22 protein-coding genes are annotated in these 23415 nt (G+C 44.7%); 20 read left to right on the forward strand and 2 right to left on the reverse strand.

The window, feature by feature from the left end; translation table 11 throughout:
- Together QVP90_RS02375 and QVP90_RS02380 are read right to left on the reverse strand one after the other, a co-directional pair.
- The coding region (locus QVP90_RS02375) for an ATP-binding protein (protein ID WP_288203812.1) at window positions 1-973 on the reverse strand (973 nt) is incomplete at its 3' end.
- A gap of 195 nt (window positions 974-1168) precedes the next feature.
- The gene (locus QVP90_RS02380) at window positions 1169-2143 is read right to left on the reverse strand and encodes a type I phosphomannose isomerase catalytic subunit (protein ID WP_005923634.1); all 975 of its coding nucleotides are present in this window, start codon (window positions 2141-2143) and stop codon (window positions 1169-1171) included.
- A gap of 263 nt (window positions 2144-2406) precedes the next feature.
- Here QVP90_RS02380 and QVP90_RS02385 point away from each other — a divergent pair, with 263 nt between their 5' ends.
- The 20 genes from QVP90_RS02385 to QVP90_RS02480 all read left to right on the forward strand — a co-directional run.
- The gene (locus QVP90_RS02385) at window positions 2407-3507 is read left to right on the forward strand and encodes an aldose epimerase family protein (RefSeq protein WP_007480456.1); all 1101 of its coding nucleotides are present in this window, start codon (window positions 2407-2409) and stop codon (window positions 3505-3507) included.
- Between the two features lie 148 nt (window positions 3508-3655).
- Complete coding sequence (locus tag QVP90_RS02390; protein WP_007480455.1) at window positions 3656-4951, forward strand: MFS transporter; 1296 nt, start codon at window positions 3656-3658, stop codon at window positions 4949-4951.
- Window positions 4952-4981: 30 nt separating this feature from the next.
- Window positions 4982-6136 (forward strand): galactokinase, encoded by a 1155-nt coding sequence (gene galK, locus QVP90_RS02395; protein ID WP_021935572.1) that lies wholly within the window; start codon window positions 4982-4984, stop codon window positions 6134-6136.
- A gap of 339 nt (window positions 6137-6475) precedes the next feature.
- Entirely contained in the window at window positions 6476-7615 is a 1140-nt protein-coding gene (locus QVP90_RS02400; protein ID WP_007480454.1) for an aldose epimerase family protein, read from the forward strand.
- A 24-nt stretch (window positions 7616-7639) separates the two neighbouring features.
- On the forward strand, window positions 7640-9328 hold the full coding sequence (locus tag QVP90_RS02405) for a sodium:solute symporter (RefSeq protein ID WP_005923649.1): 1689 nt from the start codon (window positions 7640-7642) through the stop codon (window positions 9326-9328).
- Window positions 9329-9355: 27 nt separating this feature from the next.
- Window positions 9356-10033, forward strand: a complete 678-nt coding sequence (locus QVP90_RS02410) for an NUDIX hydrolase (RefSeq protein ID WP_005923651.1) — start codon at window positions 9356-9358, stop codon at window positions 10031-10033.
- Between the two features lie 5 nt (window positions 10034-10038).
- Window positions 10039-10722 carry an L-ribulose-5-phosphate 4-epimerase gene (locus tag QVP90_RS02415; RefSeq protein WP_005923653.1) on the forward strand — a complete coding sequence of 228 codons (684 nt, stop codon included), beginning with the start codon at window positions 10039-10041 and terminating at the stop codon, window positions 10720-10722.
- 65 nt (window positions 10723-10787) lie between these two features.
- Window positions 10788-12317 carry an L-arabinose isomerase gene (gene araA, locus QVP90_RS02420; protein ID WP_005923655.1) on the forward strand — a complete coding sequence of 510 codons (1530 nt, stop codon included), beginning with the start codon at window positions 10788-10790 and terminating at the stop codon, window positions 12315-12317.
- A gap of 2 nt (window positions 12318-12319) precedes the next feature.
- Window positions 12320-13993: a ribulokinase gene (locus tag QVP90_RS02425; RefSeq protein ID WP_021935573.1), complete on the forward strand. Its 1674-nt coding sequence runs from the start codon at window positions 12320-12322 to the stop codon at window positions 13991-13993.
- A gap of 463 nt (window positions 13994-14456) precedes the next feature.
- Window positions 14457-16466: a transketolase family protein gene (locus QVP90_RS02430; protein WP_005923660.1), complete on the forward strand. Its 2010-nt coding sequence runs from the start codon at window positions 14457-14459 to the stop codon at window positions 16464-16466.
- On the forward strand, window positions 16466-16900 hold the full coding sequence (gene rpiB / locus QVP90_RS02435; protein WP_007480450.1) for a ribose 5-phosphate isomerase B: 435 nt from the start codon (window positions 16466-16468) through the stop codon (window positions 16898-16900). The genes QVP90_RS02430 and rpiB overlap by 1 nt, the downstream gene beginning before the upstream one ends.
- A gap of 168 nt (window positions 16901-17068) precedes the next feature.
- On the forward strand, window positions 17069-18475 hold the full coding sequence (locus QVP90_RS02440) for a glycoside hydrolase family 28 protein (RefSeq protein ID WP_021935574.1): 1407 nt from the start codon (window positions 17069-17071) through the stop codon (window positions 18473-18475).
- A 716-nt stretch (window positions 18476-19191) separates the two neighbouring features.
- Window positions 19192-19470, forward strand: a complete 279-nt coding sequence (locus QVP90_RS02445) for a tetratricopeptide repeat protein (protein WP_005923669.1) — start codon at window positions 19192-19194, stop codon at window positions 19468-19470.
- Window positions 19471-19491: 21 nt separating this feature from the next.
- On the forward strand, window positions 19492-19719 hold the full coding sequence (locus QVP90_RS02450) for a 4Fe-4S dicluster domain-containing protein (protein ID WP_005923672.1): 228 nt from the start codon (window positions 19492-19494) through the stop codon (window positions 19717-19719).
- An 11-nt stretch (window positions 19720-19730) separates the two neighbouring features.
- The gene (locus QVP90_RS02455) at window positions 19731-20813 is read left to right on the forward strand and encodes a 3-methyl-2-oxobutanoate dehydrogenase subunit VorB (RefSeq protein ID WP_021935575.1); all 1083 of its coding nucleotides are present in this window, start codon (window positions 19731-19733) and stop codon (window positions 20811-20813) included.
- A 72-nt stretch (window positions 20814-20885) separates the two neighbouring features.
- Window positions 20886-21056: a hypothetical protein gene (locus tag QVP90_RS02460; RefSeq protein WP_005923679.1), complete on the forward strand. Its 171-nt coding sequence runs from the start codon at window positions 20886-20888 to the stop codon at window positions 21054-21056.
- 12 nt (window positions 21057-21068) lie between these two features.
- A complete protein-coding gene (locus QVP90_RS02465; protein ID WP_005923682.1) occupies window positions 21069-21830 on the forward strand; it encodes a thiamine pyrophosphate-dependent enzyme in 762 nt (253 codons plus the stop codon).
- 31 nt (window positions 21831-21861) lie between these two features.
- Entirely contained in the window at window positions 21862-22209 is a 348-nt protein-coding gene (locus QVP90_RS02470) for a four helix bundle protein (RefSeq protein WP_264381086.1), read from the forward strand.
- A 55-nt stretch (window positions 22210-22264) separates the two neighbouring features.
- Window positions 22265-22819, forward strand: coding sequence for a 2-oxoacid:acceptor oxidoreductase family protein (locus QVP90_RS02475; protein WP_005923688.1), 555 nt, complete (start codon window positions 22265-22267; stop codon window positions 22817-22819).
- Between the two features lie 131 nt (window positions 22820-22950).
- On the forward strand, window positions 22951-23415 hold a 465-nt coding region (locus QVP90_RS02480), incomplete at its 3' end, for a putative porin (RefSeq protein ID WP_303645555.1).

Consider the following 23415-nt stretch of genomic DNA (forward strand, 5'->3'; position numbering starts at 1 on the left):
GGTTCTCGTCTATCATCTCTTCGGGAACTTCACCTTTATTGACTGCAAATTTCTTCAGGAAATACGTCAGTATCGTTGCATTGAACAGCTTTTCCCCCTTGGGGCTGAAACGATAACCGTCGTAGTTGTTGACGATGAGCTGCCATATTTCGTCGTAGCGTTCCTGGCTTCCGGTGTACTTGTCGAGCACGTAGCGCAGATAAGTATCCGCTTCGGCATGGGTAAAACCCAACATATTGATAAAATCGGATTCTAATGTCAGTATCTCGGCAATGTTATATCCACTGGTCAGGTCGTCCATCGTCACAGGCAGCACACCGGTGCAGAAACAGGTACGGATACTGCCCTCGCCGATACCTTTTTTGATTACCTTGAAAAAGGTGCGCAGGAAGCTGTCGGCAGTGGTTACTTTCTCGTAGAGCGGGTCATTGTAAGAGGTCAGCAACTGGTTGGTGAAGTTATCGTATTCGTCTATCAGGATGTAAACCGGAGGGAACCCGTGTCCACGGGCATAAGCCAAGGCTTCCTCCAGCATTTTCGAAGCATTGCCACGAGCTGTGAATTTAAAATCGCCGAAGAGGTCGTGATTGTGTAATACCATGATTTCCACAGGGCTGCAATTCAAGTCGTTAAAGTTCTGTTCCAACCCTTCCATATTATCAGCCATCACCATTGCCGAGAAGTCATAACGAATGATCATATAGCGATTGTGCTCCGGTGTAGGATGGCTTCCGATATATGTTCCACCAAAGAGATCCTCAAACCGGTGGGCCAATGTACGGTCGTAATAATGCGCTAAGGTAGATACCAGCAGGCTTTTCCCGAAACGGCGGGGACGCAGGAATACGGGCGCTTTATAGGCCTCGAGACGTGGGATGTAATCCGTCTTATCCACATAATAAAAACCACGGTCACGCATTTCGGCATAATTGGCCACGGCATAGGGAATCGTTATACTTGCTTGAATTTTCATATCCTATCACTCTTTGTTACACTAACAGTTACAAAGTTACAAAAGTTTTTGCATTTAAAATGATAAACAAGCAGAATATCTTCTCACATCCTATATTATTGCGAACAATAAAAATCCCCTATCAAGCAATACGCCTAATAGGGGAAATCCCATCAGAGAGATCGTATCATGTAGCGATACCGACCGTCTTATTTCTTATACATATGTCTCAAGAATCTTCACACTGCCTCCTTCTTCCGGAGTAATTGTGACATCTTCTGTTGAAGCAGGCAATAAAACTGTCTCACCGGCACGCAATGTCAGCTCATTGTTTTCATTGTCTTTCAGTTTACAAACCCCTTCGATACAGATAAAGATTACGAACGAATCCAACTCCGAATAGTCACAACTGATCTCTTCGGTCATATCATATATAGAAGTAGTAAAGTACGGACAAGCAACCAATTCTACAGGTTCATCTTTCACAGCATCGTATTTCGTACGGTAATCGTCGAGTACCTCGTAGTTGATGGCTTCACGTGCCAGATCGGTATGCAATTCACGCGTCTTGCCATTGGCATCTTTACGATTGAAATCATAAATACGATAAGTGATATCCGACGTTTGCTGAATCTCCGCAATGAACGCGCCGGCACCTATACTGTGAATACGTCCTGCAGGCAAGAAGAATACATCTCCCGGATGTATTTCATATTCTTGCAGAACATCAGTTATTGTGTTATTGTAAACGCGTTCCTTATACTCTTTCGGTGTGATCTGCTCTGAGAATCCGGAACGAAGTTTCGCACCTTTATCTGCATCAACCACATACCACATTTCAGTCTTTCCCATAGAGTTATGACGTTTTTTCGCCAACTCGTCATTGGGATGTACCTGGATAGAAAGATCTTGCTTGGCATCGATGAATTTTATCAGCAAAGGAAACTTATTGCCAAATCGGGCATAATTTTCTTCACCGACCAATTCGCCACGATATTTCCTTACCATATCGGTCAACGTCAGTCCTTTGTCGGGGCCGTTAGCCACTACAGACTCATTGTCTTCTACGCCGGAGATCTCCCAGCTTTCCCCTACTCCCGTTAAGTTATCACTTAAGTGCTTGAACGGAACAATTTTGTCGCCTCCCCAAAGTGTCTGCTTCAGGATCGGTTCGAATTTTAACGGATACATTTTGTTTTTCTGTTATAAACTTAGATTAAAATAATCAATGAATAATCGAGGACAAACTTACAAAAAATATCAAATAATACACAAATTCAAGGCTTTTAATTAAAATCAACCGCAAAAATTTATGGATTCGTTATCAAAATATGCTTCGACAGACAAGAAACAAAACGCTAAACTTTCCTAAATGCCCATCCATATTTACTGTGAATAATTTGGGAGTACGGAAGAATTTCCCTTTATTTGCAAGAAATTTTAATATATCAGACATGAATAACACATTCCCAACAGAAGGAAATTTATCCGGTCTAAACCGAGAAGATTTTCAAAAGGATATAAATGATAAGAAAACAGACTTATTTATCCTGAAAAACAAGAAAGGAATGGAAGTTGCCGTAACAAATTACGGTTGCGCCATTCTCTCTATAATGGTTCCCGACAAAAACGGAAAATATGCCAATGTCATTCTGGGACACGACAGCATAGACCATGTAATAAACAGTCCCGAACCTTTCTTAAGCACCACTATCGGCCGATACGGAAACCGAATTGCCAAAGGGAAATTCACTCTCTATGGCGAAGAACACTCGTTAACCATCAATAATGGCCCGAATTCTCTCCACGGAGGTCCTACCGGATTTCATGCACGTGTCTGGGATGCCGATCAAGTCGATGAAAGCACAATCATTTTCAATTACGTATCGGCTGACGGAGAAGAAGGATTCCCAGGTAATCTGGAAGTAGAAATGACATACCGACTCGAAGAAGAGGAAAATGCACTGGTAATAGAATATCGTGCCACTACCGACAAAGCTACTGTTGTGAACCTTACCAACCACGGTTTCTTCAATCTGGCAGGAATTGCCAATCCTACTCCGACCATAGAAAACAACATCGTCACTATCAACGCGGATTTTTATACCCCGATAGACGAAGTTTCCATCCCTACAGGAGAAGTCTCCAAAGTAGAAGGAACACCTATGGACTTCCGTACCCCTCATACAGTGGGGGAACGTATCAATGATTCATTCCAGCAACTCGTATTCGGAGCCGGATATGACCATTGCTATGTTTTGAACAAAGCAGAAATCGGTTCACTTGATTTGGCAGCTACCTGTACTGATCCGGTAAGCGGACGTATTATGGAAGTGTATACTACAGAAAATGGTGTACAGCTCTATACCGGAAACTGGCTGAATGGATTCGAAGGCGCACACGGAGCCACGTTCCCGGCACGCAGTGCGATCTGTTTTGAAGCACAATGCTTCCCCGATACGCCCAATAAAGCCCATTTCCCATCGGCGGTATTGCTCCCGGGAGATGAATATCAACAGATTACGATTTACAAATTCGGAACGGTCAAGAGTTAAAAGTTGAGAGTTGAAAGTTGAAAGTTACCATACGGCATAGACAGCGCAGCCTAATTTTCAACTTTCAACTCTCAACTTTCAACTCTCTCCCAGCATCATCATGTTTACAACTAACCTAATTTTATAAACTAACAACTTTTTTAAAACCATGACACAACAAAAAAAGAGCTATCTATTGCCTATCGCAATGATGTTCGCCCTCTTCGCAATGATTTCGTTCGTAACAGGACTTCCTGCTCCTTTTGGAGTCATTGTACAGAATCAATTCGGTGCAACCAATTTTCAGGCTACTTTAGGATTTGCCGCCAACTTTATCGCTTATTTCTTCATGGGTATCCCATCCGGTATGTTACTCCAAAAAATCGGATATAAGAAAACAGCATTAATCGCTATCCTCGTCGGTTTCACAGGCGTTGGAGTGCAAGCGCTTGCTTCGCAGGCAGGACCGGATTACGGTTTCACCGTTTATCTTTCCGGAGCATTTATTTCCGGTTTCTCCATGTGTATGTTGAACGCTGTAGTAAACCCAATGTTGAATACACTTGGTGGTGGCGGCAAAAAAGGTAATCAGTTGATTCAGGCCGGCGGTACACTCAACTCTATTTCAGCTACAATCGTTCCGGTATTGGTAGGTTACCTGATGGGAACTGTTGTTGAAGAAAGAACGATTGCAAAGGCACTTCCTGCTTTGTACATCGCCATGGCCATCTTCGCTGTTGCTTTCCTTGTATTGTTCTTTATGCAGATTCCGGAACCACGTTTGGAAAAAACTGCGAAAACAAAGACAAAAGATCCTCACAGCCCGTTGTCTTTCCGTCACTTCATTCTTGGAGCAGTAGCCATTTTCGTATATGTAGGTGTAGAAGTCGGTATTCCTCACTTTGCCAATCTGTTTATGACTACGCAGGCAGGTGGTGGTGGTTTGGCCATCGATACCACTATTGCCGGGTCGGTAGTAGGTACCTATTGGTTCCTTATGATGATCGGCCGTTTGACCGGTGCTTCTTTAGGTGCAAAATTCTCCAGTAAAGCTATGTTGACATTTGCCTCCTCTTTAGGACTGATTCTGGTTGCAGGTGCTATATTCCTGCCCACTACCATACATGTAAGCATGCCGGTATTCCAGTCTGATATTTCATTCGGTATGGCTCAGGTTCCTGTCAATATCATGTTATTGATCCTTTGCGGCTTGTGTACTTCCATCATGTGGGGCGGTATCTTTAACCTTGCAGTAGAAGGTCTTGGCAAATACACAGAAGCAGCTTCCGGTATCTTCATGGTAATGGTTTGCGGTGGTGGTCTTTTGCCATTATTGCAAGGTGGAGTAGCCGATTCTCTCGGTTTCCTGTCAAGCTACTGGGTTATTTTCATTGCTTTTGCTTACATGCTATATTATGCACTGATCGGTTGCAAAAATGTAAACAAGAATATTCCTGTCGAATAATTTATTAACTCTTAATAATTTAAAAGTATCATGGATATAGAACACGTAAGAAGTCGTTTCATCAAACACTTTGACGGAACTACAGGATTTGTTTATGCCTCACCGGGCCGCATCAACCTTATCGGCGAACATACCGACTATAACGGTGGATTCGTATTTCCAGGGGCTATCGATAAAGGAATGATTGCAGAAATCAAACCGAACGGAACAGATAAAGTACGCGCTTACTCAATCGACCTGAAAGACTATACAGAATTCGGATTGAACGAAGAAGACGCTCCCCGTGCCAGCTGGGCCAGATACATTTTCGGTGTATGCCGCGAGATGATCAAACGTGGTGTCGATGTAAAAGGATTCAATACAGCTTTTGCAGGCGATGTGCCATTGGGAGCCGGTATGTCTTCATCCGCCGCATTGGAAAGTACTTATGCTTTCGCACTGAACGAACTGTTCGGTGATAATAAAATAGATAAATTCGAATTGGCAAAAGTAGGCCAGGCTACCGAACACAATTATTGTGGTGTGAACTGCGGTATTATGGATCAGTTTGCTTCCGTATTCGGAAAAGCCGGTAGTCTGATTCGCTTGGATTGCCGTTCTTTGGAATATCAGTATTTCCCATTCAAGCCGGAAGGTTACCGCCTGGTTTTGGTTGATTCGGTGGTAAAACACGAATTGGCTTCTTCTGCATACAACAAACGCCGCCAGAGTTGCGAAGCTGCTGTAGCTGCTATCCAAAAGAAACACCCGCATGTAGAATTCCTGCGCGACTGTACAATGGATATGCTGAAAGAAGCGAAAGCAGACATTAGCGATGAAGACTATATGCGCGCCGAATATGTGATCGAAGAAATCCAACGCGTACTTGATGTTTGCGACGCTTTGGAAAAAGACGATTATGAAACTGTAGGTCAGAAGATGTACGAAACTCACCGCGGTATGAGTAAATTGTATGAAGTAAGTTGCGAAGAGCTCGACTTCCTCAACGATTTGGCCAAAGAATGTGGTGTAACCGGATCACGCGTAATGGGTGGCGGTTTCGGCGGTTGTACCATCAACTTAGTAAAAGAAGAACTCTACGATAACTTCATCGCAAAAGCGAAAGAAGCATTCAAAGCTAAATTCGGCAGAAGTCCGAAAGTATACGATGTGGTAATCGGAGACGGTTCGCGCAGATTAGCATAACCCTATCTTAATAAAAAGAGGAAGAATATAAAATTTCGTCCTATAAAAATTTTACTTGCCCGGGTAAATGTTTAAAACATATTTCCCGGGCAAGTTTTTTTGCTTTTCACACCCGAATCCCTCTGTTCAAGCCATATACAACAAACGATTTCTTCCCTCATCCACACGAAAATTCACCCCACAGTCAAGCCATACGACTTGTAAATAATAAGATTTTATATTACAACAAACAAAATATATGCTGCACAACATATTAAAGTGTAATATTTACACCAAACAAAAGTGTTACTTTTACACCCAAAATAAGATAAGTATCTCATTTACATAAAATACTAATCCATGAAAAAGCAAATCTTATTAGTGGGACTCTCCACATTGATGCTGATGGCATGCCAACAGAAGCCAGACAAAGTATCTACATTATCCGGACTTGATCCGGTAAAATTCAGTACAGAAGTAAACCATTCCCAAACCAATCTTTATACATTAAAGAATAAATCGGGAATGGAAGTTTGCATTACCAATTTCGGAGGACGCATCGTATCTATAATGGTGCCCGACAAAGACGGAAAAATGCAGGATGTCGTGTTAGGATTTGATAACATCGATGACTATATCCGCATACCCAGTGATTTTGGGGCTTCCATCGGGCGATATGCCAACCGAATAGCTCAAGGTCGCTTCGTGCTGGACAATGACACCATACAATTACCGCAAAACAATTTCGGGCATTGTTTGCACGGCGGACCGCAAGGATGGCAATATCAAGTATACGATGCCAACCTTATAGACAATACAACATTAGAACTGACACGCCTATCTCCGGACGGAGATGAGAACTTTCCGGGAAACGTAACAGCTAAAGTCACATTCAAACTATCGGATGACAATGCTTTGGACATAAAATACAGTGCCACCACAGATAAGAAGACTATCATTAATATGACAAACCATTCTTATTTCAATCTTTCGGGAGATCCGTCACAACCCGCAACAGATCATATACTATATGTGAACGCAGATAATTATACCCCGGTAGACAGCACTTTCATGACTACCGGAGAGATAATTCCGGTGAAGGATACTCCTATGGATTTTATCACTCCGAAAGCAATCGGTCAGGACATCACTAAATATGATTTTGTTCAACTCAAAAACGGTAATGGCTATGATCACAACTGGGTATTGAACACCAATGGAGATATTACAAAACCTGCTGCCCGACTGACTTCCCCCCAAAGCGGCATTACATTGGAAGTATATACCAATGAACCCGGCATACAAGTATACACCGGCAACTTCCTGGATGGAAGCATACAAGGCAAAAAAGGCATTACCTACAATCAGCGAGCTTCCGTATGTCTGGAGACACAACATTATCCCGACAGTCCCAACAAGCCACAATGGCCCTCTGTAATACTGGAACCCGGGCAGACTTACAACAGCGAATGTATCTTCAAGTTTTCAATAGCAAAATAATATAAACTTAAAATCATTAATATCGTGGAAGCATTAGATTGGATTGTAATCGGAGTCTTTGCCCTGGCTCTGATCGGAATTATAGTTTGGGTAGTAAAACAAAAACAAAACGACTCTGCCGACTATTTTTTAGGAGGACGCGATGCAACATGGCTTGCCATCGGTGCATCTATATTTGCATCGAATATCGGTTCGGAACACTTGATAGGTCTCGCAGGTGCAGGAGCATCCAGTGGTATGGCTATGGCTCATTGGGAAATTCAAGGATGGATGATTCTTATCTTAGGATGGGTATTCGTACCGTTCTATTCCCGTAGTATGGTATACACGATGCCGGAATTTCTGGAACGACGTTACAATTCCCAGTCACGCACCATCCTTTCAGTCATTTCTTTAATCAGCTATGTACTTACCAAGGTAGCCGTTACGGTATATGCGGGCGGTTTAGTGTTCCAGCAAGTATTCGGTATCAAGGAACTTTGGGGAATCGACTTTTTCTGGATCGCTGCCATCGGTCTGGTGGTACTGACTGCATTATACACCATTTTCGGAGGAATGAAGTCCGTGCTATATACTTCCGTATTGCAAACTCCGATTCTGCTATTGGGCTCTTTGATCATACTTGTACTCGGTTTCAAAGAGCTCGGAGGATGGGACGAAATGATGAGGATTTGCGGTGCAGTCACTGTCAATGATCAAGGAAACACCATGACCGAACTCATTCGCAGTAATGATGATCCCAATTTCCCATGGTTAGGCGCATTGATCGGATCGGCTATCATCGGATTCTGGTATTGGTGTACGGATCAATTCATCGTACAGCGTGTTCTTTCCGGTAAAAACCAAAAAGAGGCCCGCCGGGGCACTATCTTCGGAGCCTATCTGAAGTTGTTACCGGTATTCCTGTTTCTGATTCCGGGTATGATCGCTTTTGCACTGCATCAAAAATACATCGGTGACGGTGGCTTCCTTCCCCTACTGGCTAACGGAACCCCGAATGCAGATGCCGCCTTCCCCACCCTTGTAGCCAAAATACTGCCTGCCGGTGTAAAAGGCTTGGTTGTATGCGGCATTCTGGCAGCATTGATGAGTTCACTGGCCTCTCTGTTTAATTCATCCGCCATGCTGTTCACCATCGATTTCTACAAGCGTTTCAAACCCCAGACTTCCGAGAAGAAGCTGGTAGTAATCGGCCAGATAGCAACAGTAGTCATCGTAATTTTAGGTATCCTGTGGATTCCTATCATGCGTAGTGTAGGAGATGTATTATATACCTATCTGCAAGACGTACAGTCGGTATTGGCTCCGGGTATTGCGGCCGCCTTCCTATTGGGTATTACCTGGAAAAAAACTTCTGCACAAGGCGGTATGTGGGGATTGATAGCCGGTATGGTGATCGGATTGACCCGCTTGGGAGCTAAAGTTTATTACAGCAATGCCACCGTCACCGACAGTTCTCTGTTCAAATATCTGTTTTATGACTTGAACTGGCTGTTTTTCTGCGGATGGATGTTCCTATTCTGCATAGTCGTCGTAGTGGTAGTCAGTCTGTTTACAACTCCTCCGACTGCCGAAAAGATACAAGGACTTGTATTCGGAACAGCTACCTCCGAGCAAAAAGCAACGACCCGTGCCAGTTGGAATCATTGGGATATTATCCATACTGTAATCATATTGGCTATTACAGCAGCTTTCTATTGGTATTTCTGGTAAAAACAACTGCATAAACAGATTTAATAAATGAATAATTATTATTCTTCGAATCCTACTTTCTATGTCAGCGTCGACTGTATCATTTTCGGCTTCAACGAAGACGGACTGAGCCTGTTACTGCTGAAAAGAAACTTTGAACCGGCTAAAGGAGAATGGTCTCTGATGGGTGGGTTCATTCAACAGAATGAAAGTGCTGACGAGGCAGCCAAACGCATTCTCGCAGAACTCACCGGACTGCAGGATGTGTACATGGAACAAGTGTATACTTTCGGAGAGATACATCGCGATCCGGGTGAAAGAGTAATCTCCATCGCCTATTATGCACTGATCAACATCAATGAATATGACCGTGAACTTGTGCAGAAACACAATGCATACTGGATGAACATCAACGAGCTCCCGCCTCTGATATTCGACCACCCGCAGATGGTGGAAAAGGCACAGGAGATGATGAGGACACAAGCATCTACAGAACCTATCGGGTTCAACCTCCTGCCCAAACTTTTCACCCTGTCGCAACTGCAAAGCCTGTACGAAGCGATTTATGGCGAACCGATAGACAAACGGAATTTCCGCAAGCGGGTAGCCGAAATGGACTTCATTGAGAAAACGGATAAAATTGATAAAACAGGATCCAAACGGGGAGCAGCCCTATACAAGTTCAATAACAAAGTATACCGCAAATCCCCCAAATTTAAATTATAATTGATATGCTGGAAGAACTGAAAGAAAAAGTATTTCATGCCAATCTGGAATTAGTAAAGCATGGATTGGTCATTTTCACTTGGGGAAACGTATCGGCTATCGACCGCGCAACAGGATTAGTCGTCATCAAACCCAGCGGCGTCAGCTATGAGAAAATGAAAGCGAAAGACATGGTAGTAGTCGACCTCGACGGAAACGTAGTGGAAGGAACACTTAAACCCTCTTCGGACACTCCTACCCACGTGATACTCTACAAGGCATTTCCCGAAATCGGCGGCGTAGTACATACTCATTCCACCTATGCCACTGCATGGGCACAAGCGGGATGCGACATACCGAACATAGGAACAACCCATGCCGATTATTTCCACGATGCCATTCCCTGTACGGCGGATATGACCGTCCAAGAAGTGGAAGGAGACTACGAGTTGGAAACCGGCAATGTCATCGTAAAACGATTTGAGAAATTAAATCCGATGCATACGCCGGGAGTATTGGTAAAAAATCACGGTCCGTTTGCATGGGGAAAAGATGCGGGAGACGCTGTACACAATGCAGTGGTCATGGAGCAAGTAGCCAAAATGGCAAGCATTGCTTACACCATCAATCCCAATCTGACCATGAACCCGCTCCTGATAGAAAAACATTTCAACCGTAAGCACGGGCCGAACGCTTATTATGGACAGTAAGAATGAATGAAAGAGTGAAAGAATGAAATAACCAACGAATTAATAATTAAAAAATAAAAGAAGATATGAACAACGCATTTGATCAATATGAAGTATGGTTCGTAACAGGAGCACAGCTTCTGTACGGAGGTGACGCAGTAATCGCAGTAGATGCACACTCTAATGAAATGGTAAACGGATTGAACGAGTCCGGCAAACTTCCTGTTAAAGTGGTATACAAAGGTACGGCCAATTCTTCCAAAGAAGTGGAAACTGTTTTCAAAGCTGCCAACAATGACGAAAAATGTATCGGTGTCATCACCTGGATGCATACTTTCTCTCCTGCCAAAATGTGGATTCACGGTCTGCAACAGTTGAAGAAACCATTGCTGCACCTGCATACCCAGTTCAACAAGGAAATTCCATGGGATACAATGGATATGGATTTCATGAATCTGAACCAGTCAGCTCACGGCGACCGCGAATTCGGACATATCTGTACCCGCATGCGTATCCGTCGTAAAGTAGTGGTAGGCTATTGGAAAGAAGAAGATACTTTACACAAAATTGCTGTCTGGATGCGTGTTTGTGCCGGTTGGGCAGACTCACAGGATATGCTGATCATCCGTTTCGGAGACCAGATGAACAATGTTGCCGTAACTGATGGTGACAAGGTGGAAGCCGAACAGCGTATGGGTTACCACGTAGACTACTGCCCGGTAAGCGAACTGATGGAGTATCACAAAGAGATCGAGGATACAGATGTGGACGCATTAGTAGCTACTTATTTCAAAGAGTACGACCATGATGCAGCATTGGAAGACCCATCAACGGAAGCCTATCGGAAAGTATGGAATGCCGCTAAAGCCGAACTGGCTATCCGCGCTATCCTGAAAGCAAAAGGAGCAAAAGGATTCACTACCAACTTCGACGATTTAGGTGATATTGAATACAACGGTTTCGACCAGATACCCGGACTTGCTTCCCAACGTCTGATGGCAGAAGGTTACGGCTTCGGTGCGGAAGGCGACTGGAAATCGGCCGCCCTATATCGCACTGTATGGGTAATGAATCAGGGACTTCCGAAAGGCTGTTCTTTCCTCGAAGATTATACACTCAACTTCGACGGCGCAAAAAGCTCTATCCTGCAATCGCACATGTTGGAAGTTTGTCCGCTCATCGCTGCCAACAAGCCCCGTTTGGAGGTACACTTCCTCGGCATAGGTATTCGCAAGAGTCAGACCGCCAGACTGGTATTCACCTCAAAAGTCGGTACAGGCTGCACGGCTACTATCGTAGATATGGGGAACCGTTTCCGCCTGATCGTAAACGATGTAGAGTGCATCGAACCGAAACCGTTGCCTAAATTACCCGTCGCTTCCGCTCTCTGGATTCCGATGCCCAACCTCGAAATAGGTGCAGGAGCATGGATTCTGGCCGGTGGAACGCACCACTCTTGCTTCTCCTACGACCTGACGGCCGAATATTGGGAAGACTACGCCGAAATCGCAGGTATCGAAATGGTACATATCAATAAAGATACCACGATCAGCTGCTTTAAAAAAGAGCTGCGCATGAACGAAATTTATTATATGCTAAACAAAGCTCTCTGCTAATTATGGATAGTAAATTTGTAATAGGACTCGATTACGGTAGCGACTCTGCACGCGCTATCGTAGTCAATGCACTGACAGGCGAAACGCTTGCCACTGCCGTGCAATACTACCCCCGTTGGCAAAAAGGCCTGTATTGCAATCCTGCCATCAATCAATACCGCCAGCATCCGCAAGACTATATCGACGTGCTCGAAGGCACTGTAAAGGAAGCCCTTGCACAATGTCCGGCGGGTACTGCCGAACAAGTAGTCGGTATTGCTTTCGACACTACCGGAAGTACTCCCGCCCTGACAGATGCCAGTGGAACCCCACTTGCCCTGTTGCCCGAATTTTCCGAAAACCCGAATGCCATGTTCATTCTTTGGAAAGACCACACCGCCATTCAGGAAGCCGCCGAGATAAACAAAGCCTGCAAAGAATGGGACATCGACTATTCAGCCTATGAAGGCGGAATCTATTCTTCCGAATGGTATTGGGCAAAGGCCTTGCACGTGTTGAGAGCAGACGAAACGATACGTGCCAAAGCATATAGCATCGTAGAATATTGCGAATGGCTGCCTGCACTTATCACCGGAGTCAAGACAAGCAGTGATATTGTGCGTAGCCGTTGTGCCTGTGGTCATAAAGCGATGTGGCACGAAAAATGGGGCGGACTGCCTTCTGATGAATTCCTTACCAAGATAGACCCGTTGCTGACAGGATTCCGCGACCGTCTGTTCGAAAAAACAAAAACCGCCGACAAACCGGTCGGACATCTGACCGAAGAATGGGCGGCACGTCTCGGACTGACCACCAAAGTAGTGGTTGCCGGAGGGGCATTCGACTGCCATATGGGTGCTGTCGGTGCTGGAGTGACTCCCCACACATTCGTCCGGGTGATCGGTACGTCTACCTGCGATGTGATGGTAGCTTCCTATGAAGAGATCGGACACAATCTGATAAAAGGCATTTGCGGACAAGTGGACGGCTCCGTTATCCCCGGCATGATCGGTCTGGAAGCCGGGCAATCCGGATTCGGAGATATTTATGCCTGGTTCAAACGTGTTCTCGAATTCCCGTTGCACAACATCATCGGGCAATCGGCCTTGATCGATGAAGCCACCAAAGAAAAATTGATAGCCGAATCAATCGACCGTATCATCCCGGCTCTGACTGCCGAAGCAGAAAAGATTCCGGTAAGCGAAAGCACGATCATTGCTACCGACTGGATGAACGGACGCCGTACACCCGATGCCAATCAGTTGCTGAAAGGAACAATCACCGGACTGACATTGGGCAGTACGGCTCCCCGTATCTTCCGCGCACTGGTAGAAGCGACCGCTTTCGGTTCAAAAGCCATTGTAGACCGATTCCGCAGCGAAGGCGTACAGATAGACAGCGTGATCGGTATCGGCGGTATTGCCCTGAAGTCCCCTTTCGTGATGCAGACATTAAGCGATGTGCTGGATATGCCTATCAAAGTTTGTCGCACAGACCAAGCATGCGCATTAGGCGCCGCCATGTTTGCCGCCACCGCCGCCGGTATCTATACCAAAGTCGAGGACGCACAGAAAGCAATGAACTCTGGCTTCGCCAACGAATATCGCCCCAATGCCGAAAACGCAGCCGCCTATAAAGAGATATACGAAAAATATATCAAACTCGGTCAATTTACAGAAAAAGAGCTGTTTAAATAGCTAAGCAGTTTAGTAGTTAGTTAAGTAGTTAAGTAGTCAAGTAGTCAAGTAGTAGATAGTCAAGAGAAACACATCAGCAAGTCATTTCTACTTAACTACTTAACTACTTAACTACTTGACTACTTGACTACTTGACTACTTGACTACTTGAACTTGCTGATGTGTTTCTCTTGACTATCTACTACTTGACTACTTGACTACTTAACTACTTAACTACTATATATATTGTATCATTTCCAATTCTCAAAAGTAAAAATCAATAAGTATGCAACTGACGTAAAACCAGTTAGTAAATAGTTTGTTATATATTCAGTATAACTCGGATTACGGTAAAAGCTTATTGTATTCAAAACAAGAACCATCTTTCAAAAGCCACAAAAAGATGTATGTTTTGTATTTCTAATTACACATAAAGAGTTATCTTTGCCAAAGAAAAGAATGAAATTTATAAATTTTAAGAGATATGAATGATAATAAACTTATGAACCGTGCAGCGGACAACATCCGTATCCTGGCTGCTTCGATGGTTGAAAAAGCCAATTCCGGACACCCGGGAGGTGCAATGGGTGGTGCAGACTTTGTAAACGTACTCTTCTCCGAGTTCTTAGTATATGACCCACAGAATCCGCGCTGGGAAGGACGGGATCGCTTCTTCCTCGATCCGGGACATATGTCGCCTATGCTCTATTCCGTGCTGGCTCTCACCGGCAAATATACGCTGGCCGAATTGGCACAATTCCGCCAATGGGACAGCCCCACTCCGGGACATCCGGAGGTAAATGTAATGCGTGGTGTGGAAAACACTTCCGGTCCTCTCGGACAAGGACATACCTATGCCGTAGGAGCAGCCATCGCCGCTAAATTCCTGAAAGCACGGTTCGGTGAAGTAATGAGCCAAACCATCTATGCCTATATTTCGGACGGCGGTATCCAAGAAGAAATTTCACAGGGTGCAGGACGCATTGCCGGAACATTAGGACTGGATAATCTGATCATGTTCTACGACTCCAACGACATCCAGCTTTCTACTGAAACAAAAGATGTCACAACAGAAGACGTAGCCATGAAATACAAAGCATGGGATTGGAAAGTAATCGAAATCAACGGTAACGACCCCGATGCCATCCGCGCCGCCCTCAAAGAGGCAAAAGCAGAAAGTGAACGCCCTACCCTGATCATCGGTAAAACAACGATGGGTAAAGGTGCACGCAAAGCCGATGGAAGCAGCTATGAAGCCAATTGTGCTACACACGGTGCTCCGTTGGGTGGAGATGCCTACATCAACACCATCAAAAATCTGGGTGGTAACCCGGACGAACCGTTTACAATCTTCCCCGAAGTGGCCGAACTGTATGCCAAACGCGCTGAAGATCTGAAAAAGATCGTAGCCGAGAAGCATGCCATAAAGGACGAATGGGCCAAAGCAAATCCGGAACTGGCAGCTAAAATGGCCGAGTTCTTCTCCGGCAAAGCTCCGAAAGTGAACTGGGATGCCATCGAACAGAAAGCAGGTATCGCCACCCGTGCCGCTTCGGCAACTGTGCTCGGCGCTCTTGCTACTCAGGTGGAAAACATGGTAGTGGCTTCTGCCGACCTCTCCAACTCCGACAAAACCGACGGCTTCCTCAAGAAGACACACGCATTCAAACGCGGTGACTTTAGCGGTGCTTTCTTCCAAGCCGGTGTATCCGAACTGAGCATGGCTTGTATCTGTATCGGTATGTCGCTTCATGGCGGTGTAATCCCTGCATGTGCCACTTTCTTCGTATTCTCGGACTACATGAAACCTGCTATCCGCATGGCCGCCTTGATGGAACAACCGGTGAAATTCATCTGGTCGCATGATGCTTTCCGTGTAGGCGAAGACGGCCCTACGCACGAACCGGTAGAACAGGAAGCACAAATCCGCCTGATGGAGAAACTGAAAAATCACAAAGGCCACAATTCAATGCTGGTACTTCGTCCGGCAGATGCCGAAGAGACGACTATCGCATGGAAGCTGGCTATGGAAAACGTCTATACCCCGACTGCATTAATCCTGTCTCGTCAGAATATTGCCAACCTTCCGGACGGAACGGACTATGCCCAAGTAGCCAAAGGCGCATACGTCATTGCCGGTGCCGACGAAAACCCGGATGTTATTCTGGTTGCTTCCGGATCAGAGGTTTCCACACTTGTAGCCGGAGCCGAACTGCTTCGTAAAGACGGTGTGAAACTTCGTATCGTATCCGCACCTTCCGAAGGTCTGTTCCGCAGCCAGGACAAGGCATATCAAGAATCTGTTCTCCCGACAGGTGCAAAGATATTCGGTCTGACAGCCGGTCTGCCCGTCAACTTGCAAGGTCTTGCCGGTGCTAACGGCAAAGTATTCGGACTCGAATCATTCGGTTTCTCCGCTCCATACAAGGTATTGGATGAAAAATTAGGTTTCACTGCCGAAAACGTATACAATCAGGTAAAAGAAATGCTATAATGAAAACAATCGGATTATGTTGCGACCACGCCGGTTTTGAGCTGAAAGAATTCGTTCGCGGATGGCTACAGGCAAAAGGCCGGGAGTACAAAGATTTCGGAACTTATTCTACCGAGAGTTGTGATTATCCGGATTTCGCTCATCCGTTGGCATTGGCTGTAGAAGCCGGTGAATGCTATCCGGGAATTGCTATCTGCGGAAGTGGAAACGGAATCAGCATGACACTGAACAAGCATCAAGGCATCCGCGCCGCACTTTGCTGGACCGCAGAAATCGCACATCTGGCCCGCCAACACAACGATGCCAATGTACTCGTGATGCCGGGACGCTTTATCAGTACTGAAGAAGCGGATATGATTCTGACAGAATTCTTCTCTACACCATTCGAGGGAGGAAGACACCAGAAAAGAATAGATAAAATTCCCGTAAAATAAGAACATAGTACAAGAAAACCCGGTTCAGACTGACTGAAGCCGGGTTTTCTTTTCATATTAAATCAAAAAACCCACCTTTTCAATCAAAATACATCAGATAGAGATGCGCGACAGTTCGTATTTTTGCAACCATAAAATCTATTATCCATCAAAAACAACCCAAAACAAATGAAAAGAATATTTGGATTCCTATCTTTGTTGTTAACAGCAGCAATCACTTTCGCCAATCCGATTGACTTTGACAAAGCTTTCAAAGAGAGCAAAAAGATCGAAAAGCAGATCAAGAAAACATCGTTCCCCAAACAAACGTACCACATCACGGATTTCGGAGCAAAAGCAGACAACGAGTCGGTACCTTGCCATGAAGCAATCAACCAGGCAATTCTTCAATGCAGCCTGACAGGAGGCGGCACAGTGATTGTTCCCAAAGGAACATTCTACACCGGTCCTATCACGTTGAAAAGCAATGTGAACTTTCACTTGGAGGAAGGAGCCGTACTGAAATTCCTCACTGATCAAAGCCTGTATTTCCCCGGTGTGATAACCCGTTGGGAAGGGTTGGACTGTTACAATGCGCGCCCTTTGATCTATGCTTACGGTGAAACCAATATCGCCATTACCGGCAAAGGCACCATTGACGGACAAGGCTCCAACGACACTTGGTGGCCAATGTGCGGTGCAGCCAAATATGGCTGGAAAGAAGGCATGGTGGCACAGCGTAACGGCGGTCGCGAACGTTTATTAATGTATGGAGAGACCTCCACTCCCATCTACAAGCGTGTGATGACACCGGAAGACGGTTTACGTCCGCAACTCATCAATCTGTACTCCTGCCACACCATCCTCATAGAAGATGTCACTTTGCTGAATTCTCCTTTCTGGGTGATTCACCCGCTTTTCTGTGAAAGCTTGATTGTACGTGGAGTGAACATTTTCAACCGTGGTCCCAACGGAGACGGATGCGACCCGGAATCCTGCAAAAACGTGCTGATAGAGAATTGTACATTCGATACCGGTGACGACTGCATCGCTATCAAATCGGGACGTAATGCCGATGGACGTAAATGGAATATTCCGAGTGAAAACATCATTGTACGTAACTGTAAAATGAAAAACGGACACGGCGGCGTAGTGATCGGCAGCGAAATATCCGGCGGATACCGCAATCTGTTTGTAGAAAACTGCCAAATGGACAGCCCCAATCTGGATCGTGTGATCCGTATCAAAACCAGTACTTGCCGGGGCGGCATCATCGAAAATGTATTTGTCCGTGATATCACCGTAGGCCAGTGCCGGGAAGCAGTATTGCGTATCAACTTGCAATATGAAAACCGTGAGAACTGCAACCGTAACTTTCCTCCTGTTGTCCGCAATGTACATCTGAAAAATGTAACTTGTGAGAAAAGCCGGTTAGGAGTACTCATCATCGGGCTGGACGACGATCAACATGTATATAACATCAGCGTGGAAGACTCGCACTTCAATAATGTTGCAAAAGGAACCAATGACATAAAAGGAGCGAAAGACGTTACTCTCAAGAACCTATACATAAACGGAAAACTTGTAAAAGAGTAAATCCATAGAACCAGTCAAAAAAGATGTAGCATCCTTTCCAAAAAGACGTAACATCCTCTCCAAAAAGATGTAACGTCTTTCAAAAAAACATATAACGTCTTTAAGAAAAAGATTTAGCAGGCTTTAGAAAAAGATGCTAAGTCTTTTTTTTATTGGTTACTTTTATACTTGAAGCATATGGAAGTGTTTGATTTAAACCTTTTATCCATAGAGCCTACAGGGTGAAGCGACACTAAAGAAGAAAAGAACCGGCAGACCAATATTCCGATGCCGGGTATATACTCCCCCTGAGACTCCTTCTTACTGGTCGTATGCACCGTGCTCGACGCACGTAAGCACCGTTTCCGGATGGCTTTTGAACGGTACATAAAAACAAAGTTTGCCTTCACCCCGTAACGCCTATGAACAAAGGGTTTGATAGAAAAAGGTGAAGGCGGTGAACGGGGTAAAAACAAGTTGAATAGAGGTTATTTGCCACGAAATCCACAAACATACGGATCTTCTCCCTGCATCCGGAGTCAAAAGACCTCCTTACAAATTGTAACTCAGCCACTTCCCCGTAAAATAATAAAATGACAAATTGTCGTTAAAATCCCTTTATATCCTCTCTATTTTAAATAGAAAAAGAATAAAAGGAAGAAATTTAACCTGTTTCATGAGCAACGAATCTAAATAAAAAACTATCTTTGTAGTGCAAACTCTGAAACTCAACAGATATGGAACAAATGGAGACCATAAAAGAGCTTATCAATCAGGGAGATGTAAATAAGGCGATTGAAGCCCTCGATACTCTCCTCACTCAATCAGACTTCGCCGGAAAAGACGAAGTTTACTACCTACGGGGTAACGCTTACCGAAAACAAGGAAATTGGCAACAAGCCCTCAACAATTATCAATCCGCTATTGAGATCAACCCGGAAAGCCCGGCTTTGCAAGCCCGCAAAATGGTAATGGATATTCTGGAGTTCTATCACAAGGACATGTATAATCAATAAACGTAATAAAATCGATAGATTATGGCAAAAATTAAAGGAGCAATCGTAGTCGACACAGAGCGTTGCAAAGGCTGCAATCTGTGTGTGGTGGCTTGTCCGCTCAATGTAATATCACTCGCCAAAGAGGTGAACGTAAAGGGGTATAACTATGCCCGGCAGGTGTTGGAAGATACCTGTAACGGGTGCAGTTCGTGTGCAACGGTCTGCCCGGACGGTTGTATCTCAGTGTATAAAGTTAAATGTGAATAAAAGAAACGAATATGGCAGAAGAAGTTGTATTAATGAAAGGTAACGAAGCCATCGCTCACGCAGCCATCCGTTGCGGTGCCGACGGATACTTCGGTTACCCTATTACTCCGCAATCGGAGGTATTGGAAACGCTGGCTGACCTGAAACCATGGGAAACTACCGGTATGGTAGTGCTTCAGGCAGAAAGTGAAGTAGCAGCTATCAACATGGTATATGGTGGAGCCGGAAGTGGCAAGATGGTACTGACCTCCTCTTCAAGTCCCGGCGTCAGCCTGAAACAAGAGGGTATCTCCTATCTGGCCGGTGCCGAACTTCCCTGTTTGATTGTAAATGTGATGCGCGGCGGCCCGGGATTAGGAACCATCCAACCCAGTCAGGCAGATTATTTCCAGACAGTAAAAGGCGGCGGACACGGTGACTATAAACTGATCGCACTCGCTCCGGCTTCCGTACAGGAAATGGCTGATTTCGTCGGACTTGCCTTTGAACTTGCCTTCAAATATCGTAATCCGGCTATCATCCTTGCCGACGGTGTTATCGGACAGATGATGGAAAAAGTAGTGCTACCGCCTATGAAACCCCGCCGTACCGACGCGGAAGTAATCGCACAGTGCCCGTGGGCCAGTACAGGTAAAACCAAAGACCGCAAGCCTAATATCATTACATCACTCGAACTCCGTCCGGAAGAAATGGAAAAGAACAACATCCGTTTCCAGGCCAAGTATCGTATAATCGAAGAGAATGAAGTGCGTTTCGAGGAAATCGATTGTGAAAATGCAGAATACCTGATCGTAGCGTTCGGTTCAATGGCGCGTATCGGACAAAAGGCAATGGAACTGGCACGTGAAGAAGGTATCAAGGTAGGTATGCTTCGTCCCATCACATTATGGCCTTTCCCCACAAAAGCCATTGCAGCATATGCCGGAAAAGTGAAAGGCATGCTTGTTACCGAGTTGAATGCCGGACAGATGATTGAAGATGTACGCCTTGCCGTAAATGGGAAAGTAAAAGTAGAACATTTCGGCCGTCTCGGTGGTATTGTTCCCGATCCTGACGAGATAGTGACTGCTCTTAAAGAGAAAATAATGCAATAATAATTTACGGTTAGACTCAAAGAAATTCCAATCGTCTAATCATAAACCGTCTAATCGTTAAATAGAATAAAGATGAATCCCGATAAAATAAGAAATGTATTGAACATACTTTTCATGATACTTGCTCTGGCAGCTATTATCGTTTACTTCGTGGCAGATGATTTCAAGATATTCATCTACGTCTGCGGTGCGGCGATCTTCGTCAAGCTGATGGAGTTTTTTATACGATTCACCAACAGATAAGGAGAACAAGTTATGACTAAAGAAGAAATAATCAAACCCGAGAATCTGGTTTATAAAAAACCGACTCTGATGAACGCCAATGCCATGCACTACTGCCCGGGTTGCAGTCACGGCGTGGTACATAAACTCATTGCCGAAGTCATCGAAGAGATGGGAATGGAAGATAAAGCCGTAGGTATCTCTCCGGTAGGCTGCGCCGTTTTTATCTACAACTATCTTGATATCGACTGGCAGGAAGCTGCCCACGGACGTGCCCCTGCACTGGCCACCGCCATCAAACGCCTGTGGCCGGATCGCTTGGTATTTACTTATCAAGGTGACGGTGATTTGGCTTGTATCGGTACTGCCGAAACCATCCATGCACTGAACCGTGGCGAAAACATTACCATTATCTTTATAAACAATGCCATTTACGGTATGACCGGCGGACAGATGGCTCCTACCACCCTTGTCGGCATGAAAACAGCTACTTGTCCTTACGGACGCGATGTGAATCTCCACGGTTATCCGCTAAAGATTACCGAAATAGCTGCCCAACTGGAAGGAACGGCATACGTCACCCGCCAATCCGTACAATCGGTTCCGGCTATCCGTAAAGCCAAGAAAGCCATCCGTAAAGCATTCGAAAATTCAATGAACGGTAAAGGTTCCAATCTGGTAGAAATCGTATCGACTTGCAGTTCCGGCTGGAAGATGACACCCGAAAAGGCCAATAAATGGATGGAAGAACACATGTTTCCATTCTATCCATTAGGTGATTTGAAAGATAAATAATGACTCAATATGCCAATGTGCCGATATGCCAATGAAGACAGGAAATGTAGTTTTGGACAAAAGTTTTGCATTTGCATTATCAATTATAAGCTATTGCGAAACTCTGGAACAAAACAAAAAATTCGTAATTTCCAATCAGCTTCTAAAAAGCGGTACATCCATTGGTGCTAATATCAATGAGGCACAGAACAGTGAAAGTAGGGCAGATTTTATTCATAAATTAAAGATAGCTGCAAAAGAAGCGGAAGAAACCAGATATTGGTTATTACTTTGTGAGGAAGCAGTTAACTATCCTTACGAATCAAATTTGCTAAACGATCTGGGAGACATATTGAGATTACTCAATAGCATTATAAATTCAGCCAAGCAGCAAATGTAACCGACAATTGGCACATTGGCATATTGGCACATTATCACATTATTACATTATTAACATGAAAGAAGAAATCATTATAGCAGGCTTCGGTGGACAGGGTGTACTGTCTATGGGCAAGATTTTAGCATACTCAGGATTGATGGAAGGTAAAGAGGTTACCTGGATGCCGGCTTACGGACCAGAGCAACGTGGAGGTACGGCCAATGTTACCGTTATCGTAAGCGATGAAAAAATATCTTCACCCATCCTCAGTAAGTACGACACCGCCATCATCTTAAATCAGCCGTCACTCGAAAAGTTTGAAAGCCGCATTAAACCCGGAGGCATACTTATCTATGACGGATATGGAATTATCAACCCACCCACGCGCAAGGATATCAAAGTATATCGTATCGATGCGATGGATGCAGCCAATGAAATGAAAAATGCCAAAGCATTCAACATGATTGTGTTGGGTGGATTATTAAAACTCCGCCCTATCGTAACATTGGAAAATGTCATCAAAGGCTTAAAAAAGACACTTCCCGAACGCCATCACCACTTGATACCGATGAACGAAGAGGCCATCAAAAAAGGGATGGAACTGATAAAAGAGTTGAAAATTGAAAGTTGAAAGTTGAAAGCTTATTCAGTTGAAAGTTGAGAGTTAAAAGTTAAAAGTTACTATGCAGCATCACAGCGCAGCCAACTTTCAACTTTCAACTTTCAACTTTCAACTTTTTAGTACTATCTTTGCGCCCAATTATGAGACGATTCCTACTTACATATATATTACTTGTCATTGTAGGTCAGTTGGCTATCCAAGCGCAAGTCAACCCTAATAATCCGTATGACGACCGGATAGATGAATTCGGTAATATCGTAGATCAATACGGCAATCAGATTGATCCTGCCATGCGTCCGCAAAACCCGGATAGTAGCAATGTAGAAATACAAGGACTCCCCCCCAAGCTCTACATGTGGCACATCAGTGAAAATCTGGGAACTGTAACCCGTACACCTGCCGATACATTACGTCTAAACTTCCAGAATACCAATCTTACGGAAGGAATGACAGGGCACTATAATTATCTGTCCAATATGGGTGCCCCGCGTATATCCCGTATCTTTTTTGACCGTGACGCTACCCAGGAGCCGACTATCTTCATGCAGCCCTACTCCTTTTTCTTTATACGGCCGAACGAATTCAATTTCACCAACAGTAACGTT

It is taken from the genome of Bacteroides sp. CAG:189 (genome assembly GCF_000432295.1).
Taxonomy (GTDB): Bacteria; Bacteroidota; Bacteroidia; order Bacteroidales; family Bacteroidaceae; genus Bacteroides; species Bacteroides salyersiae.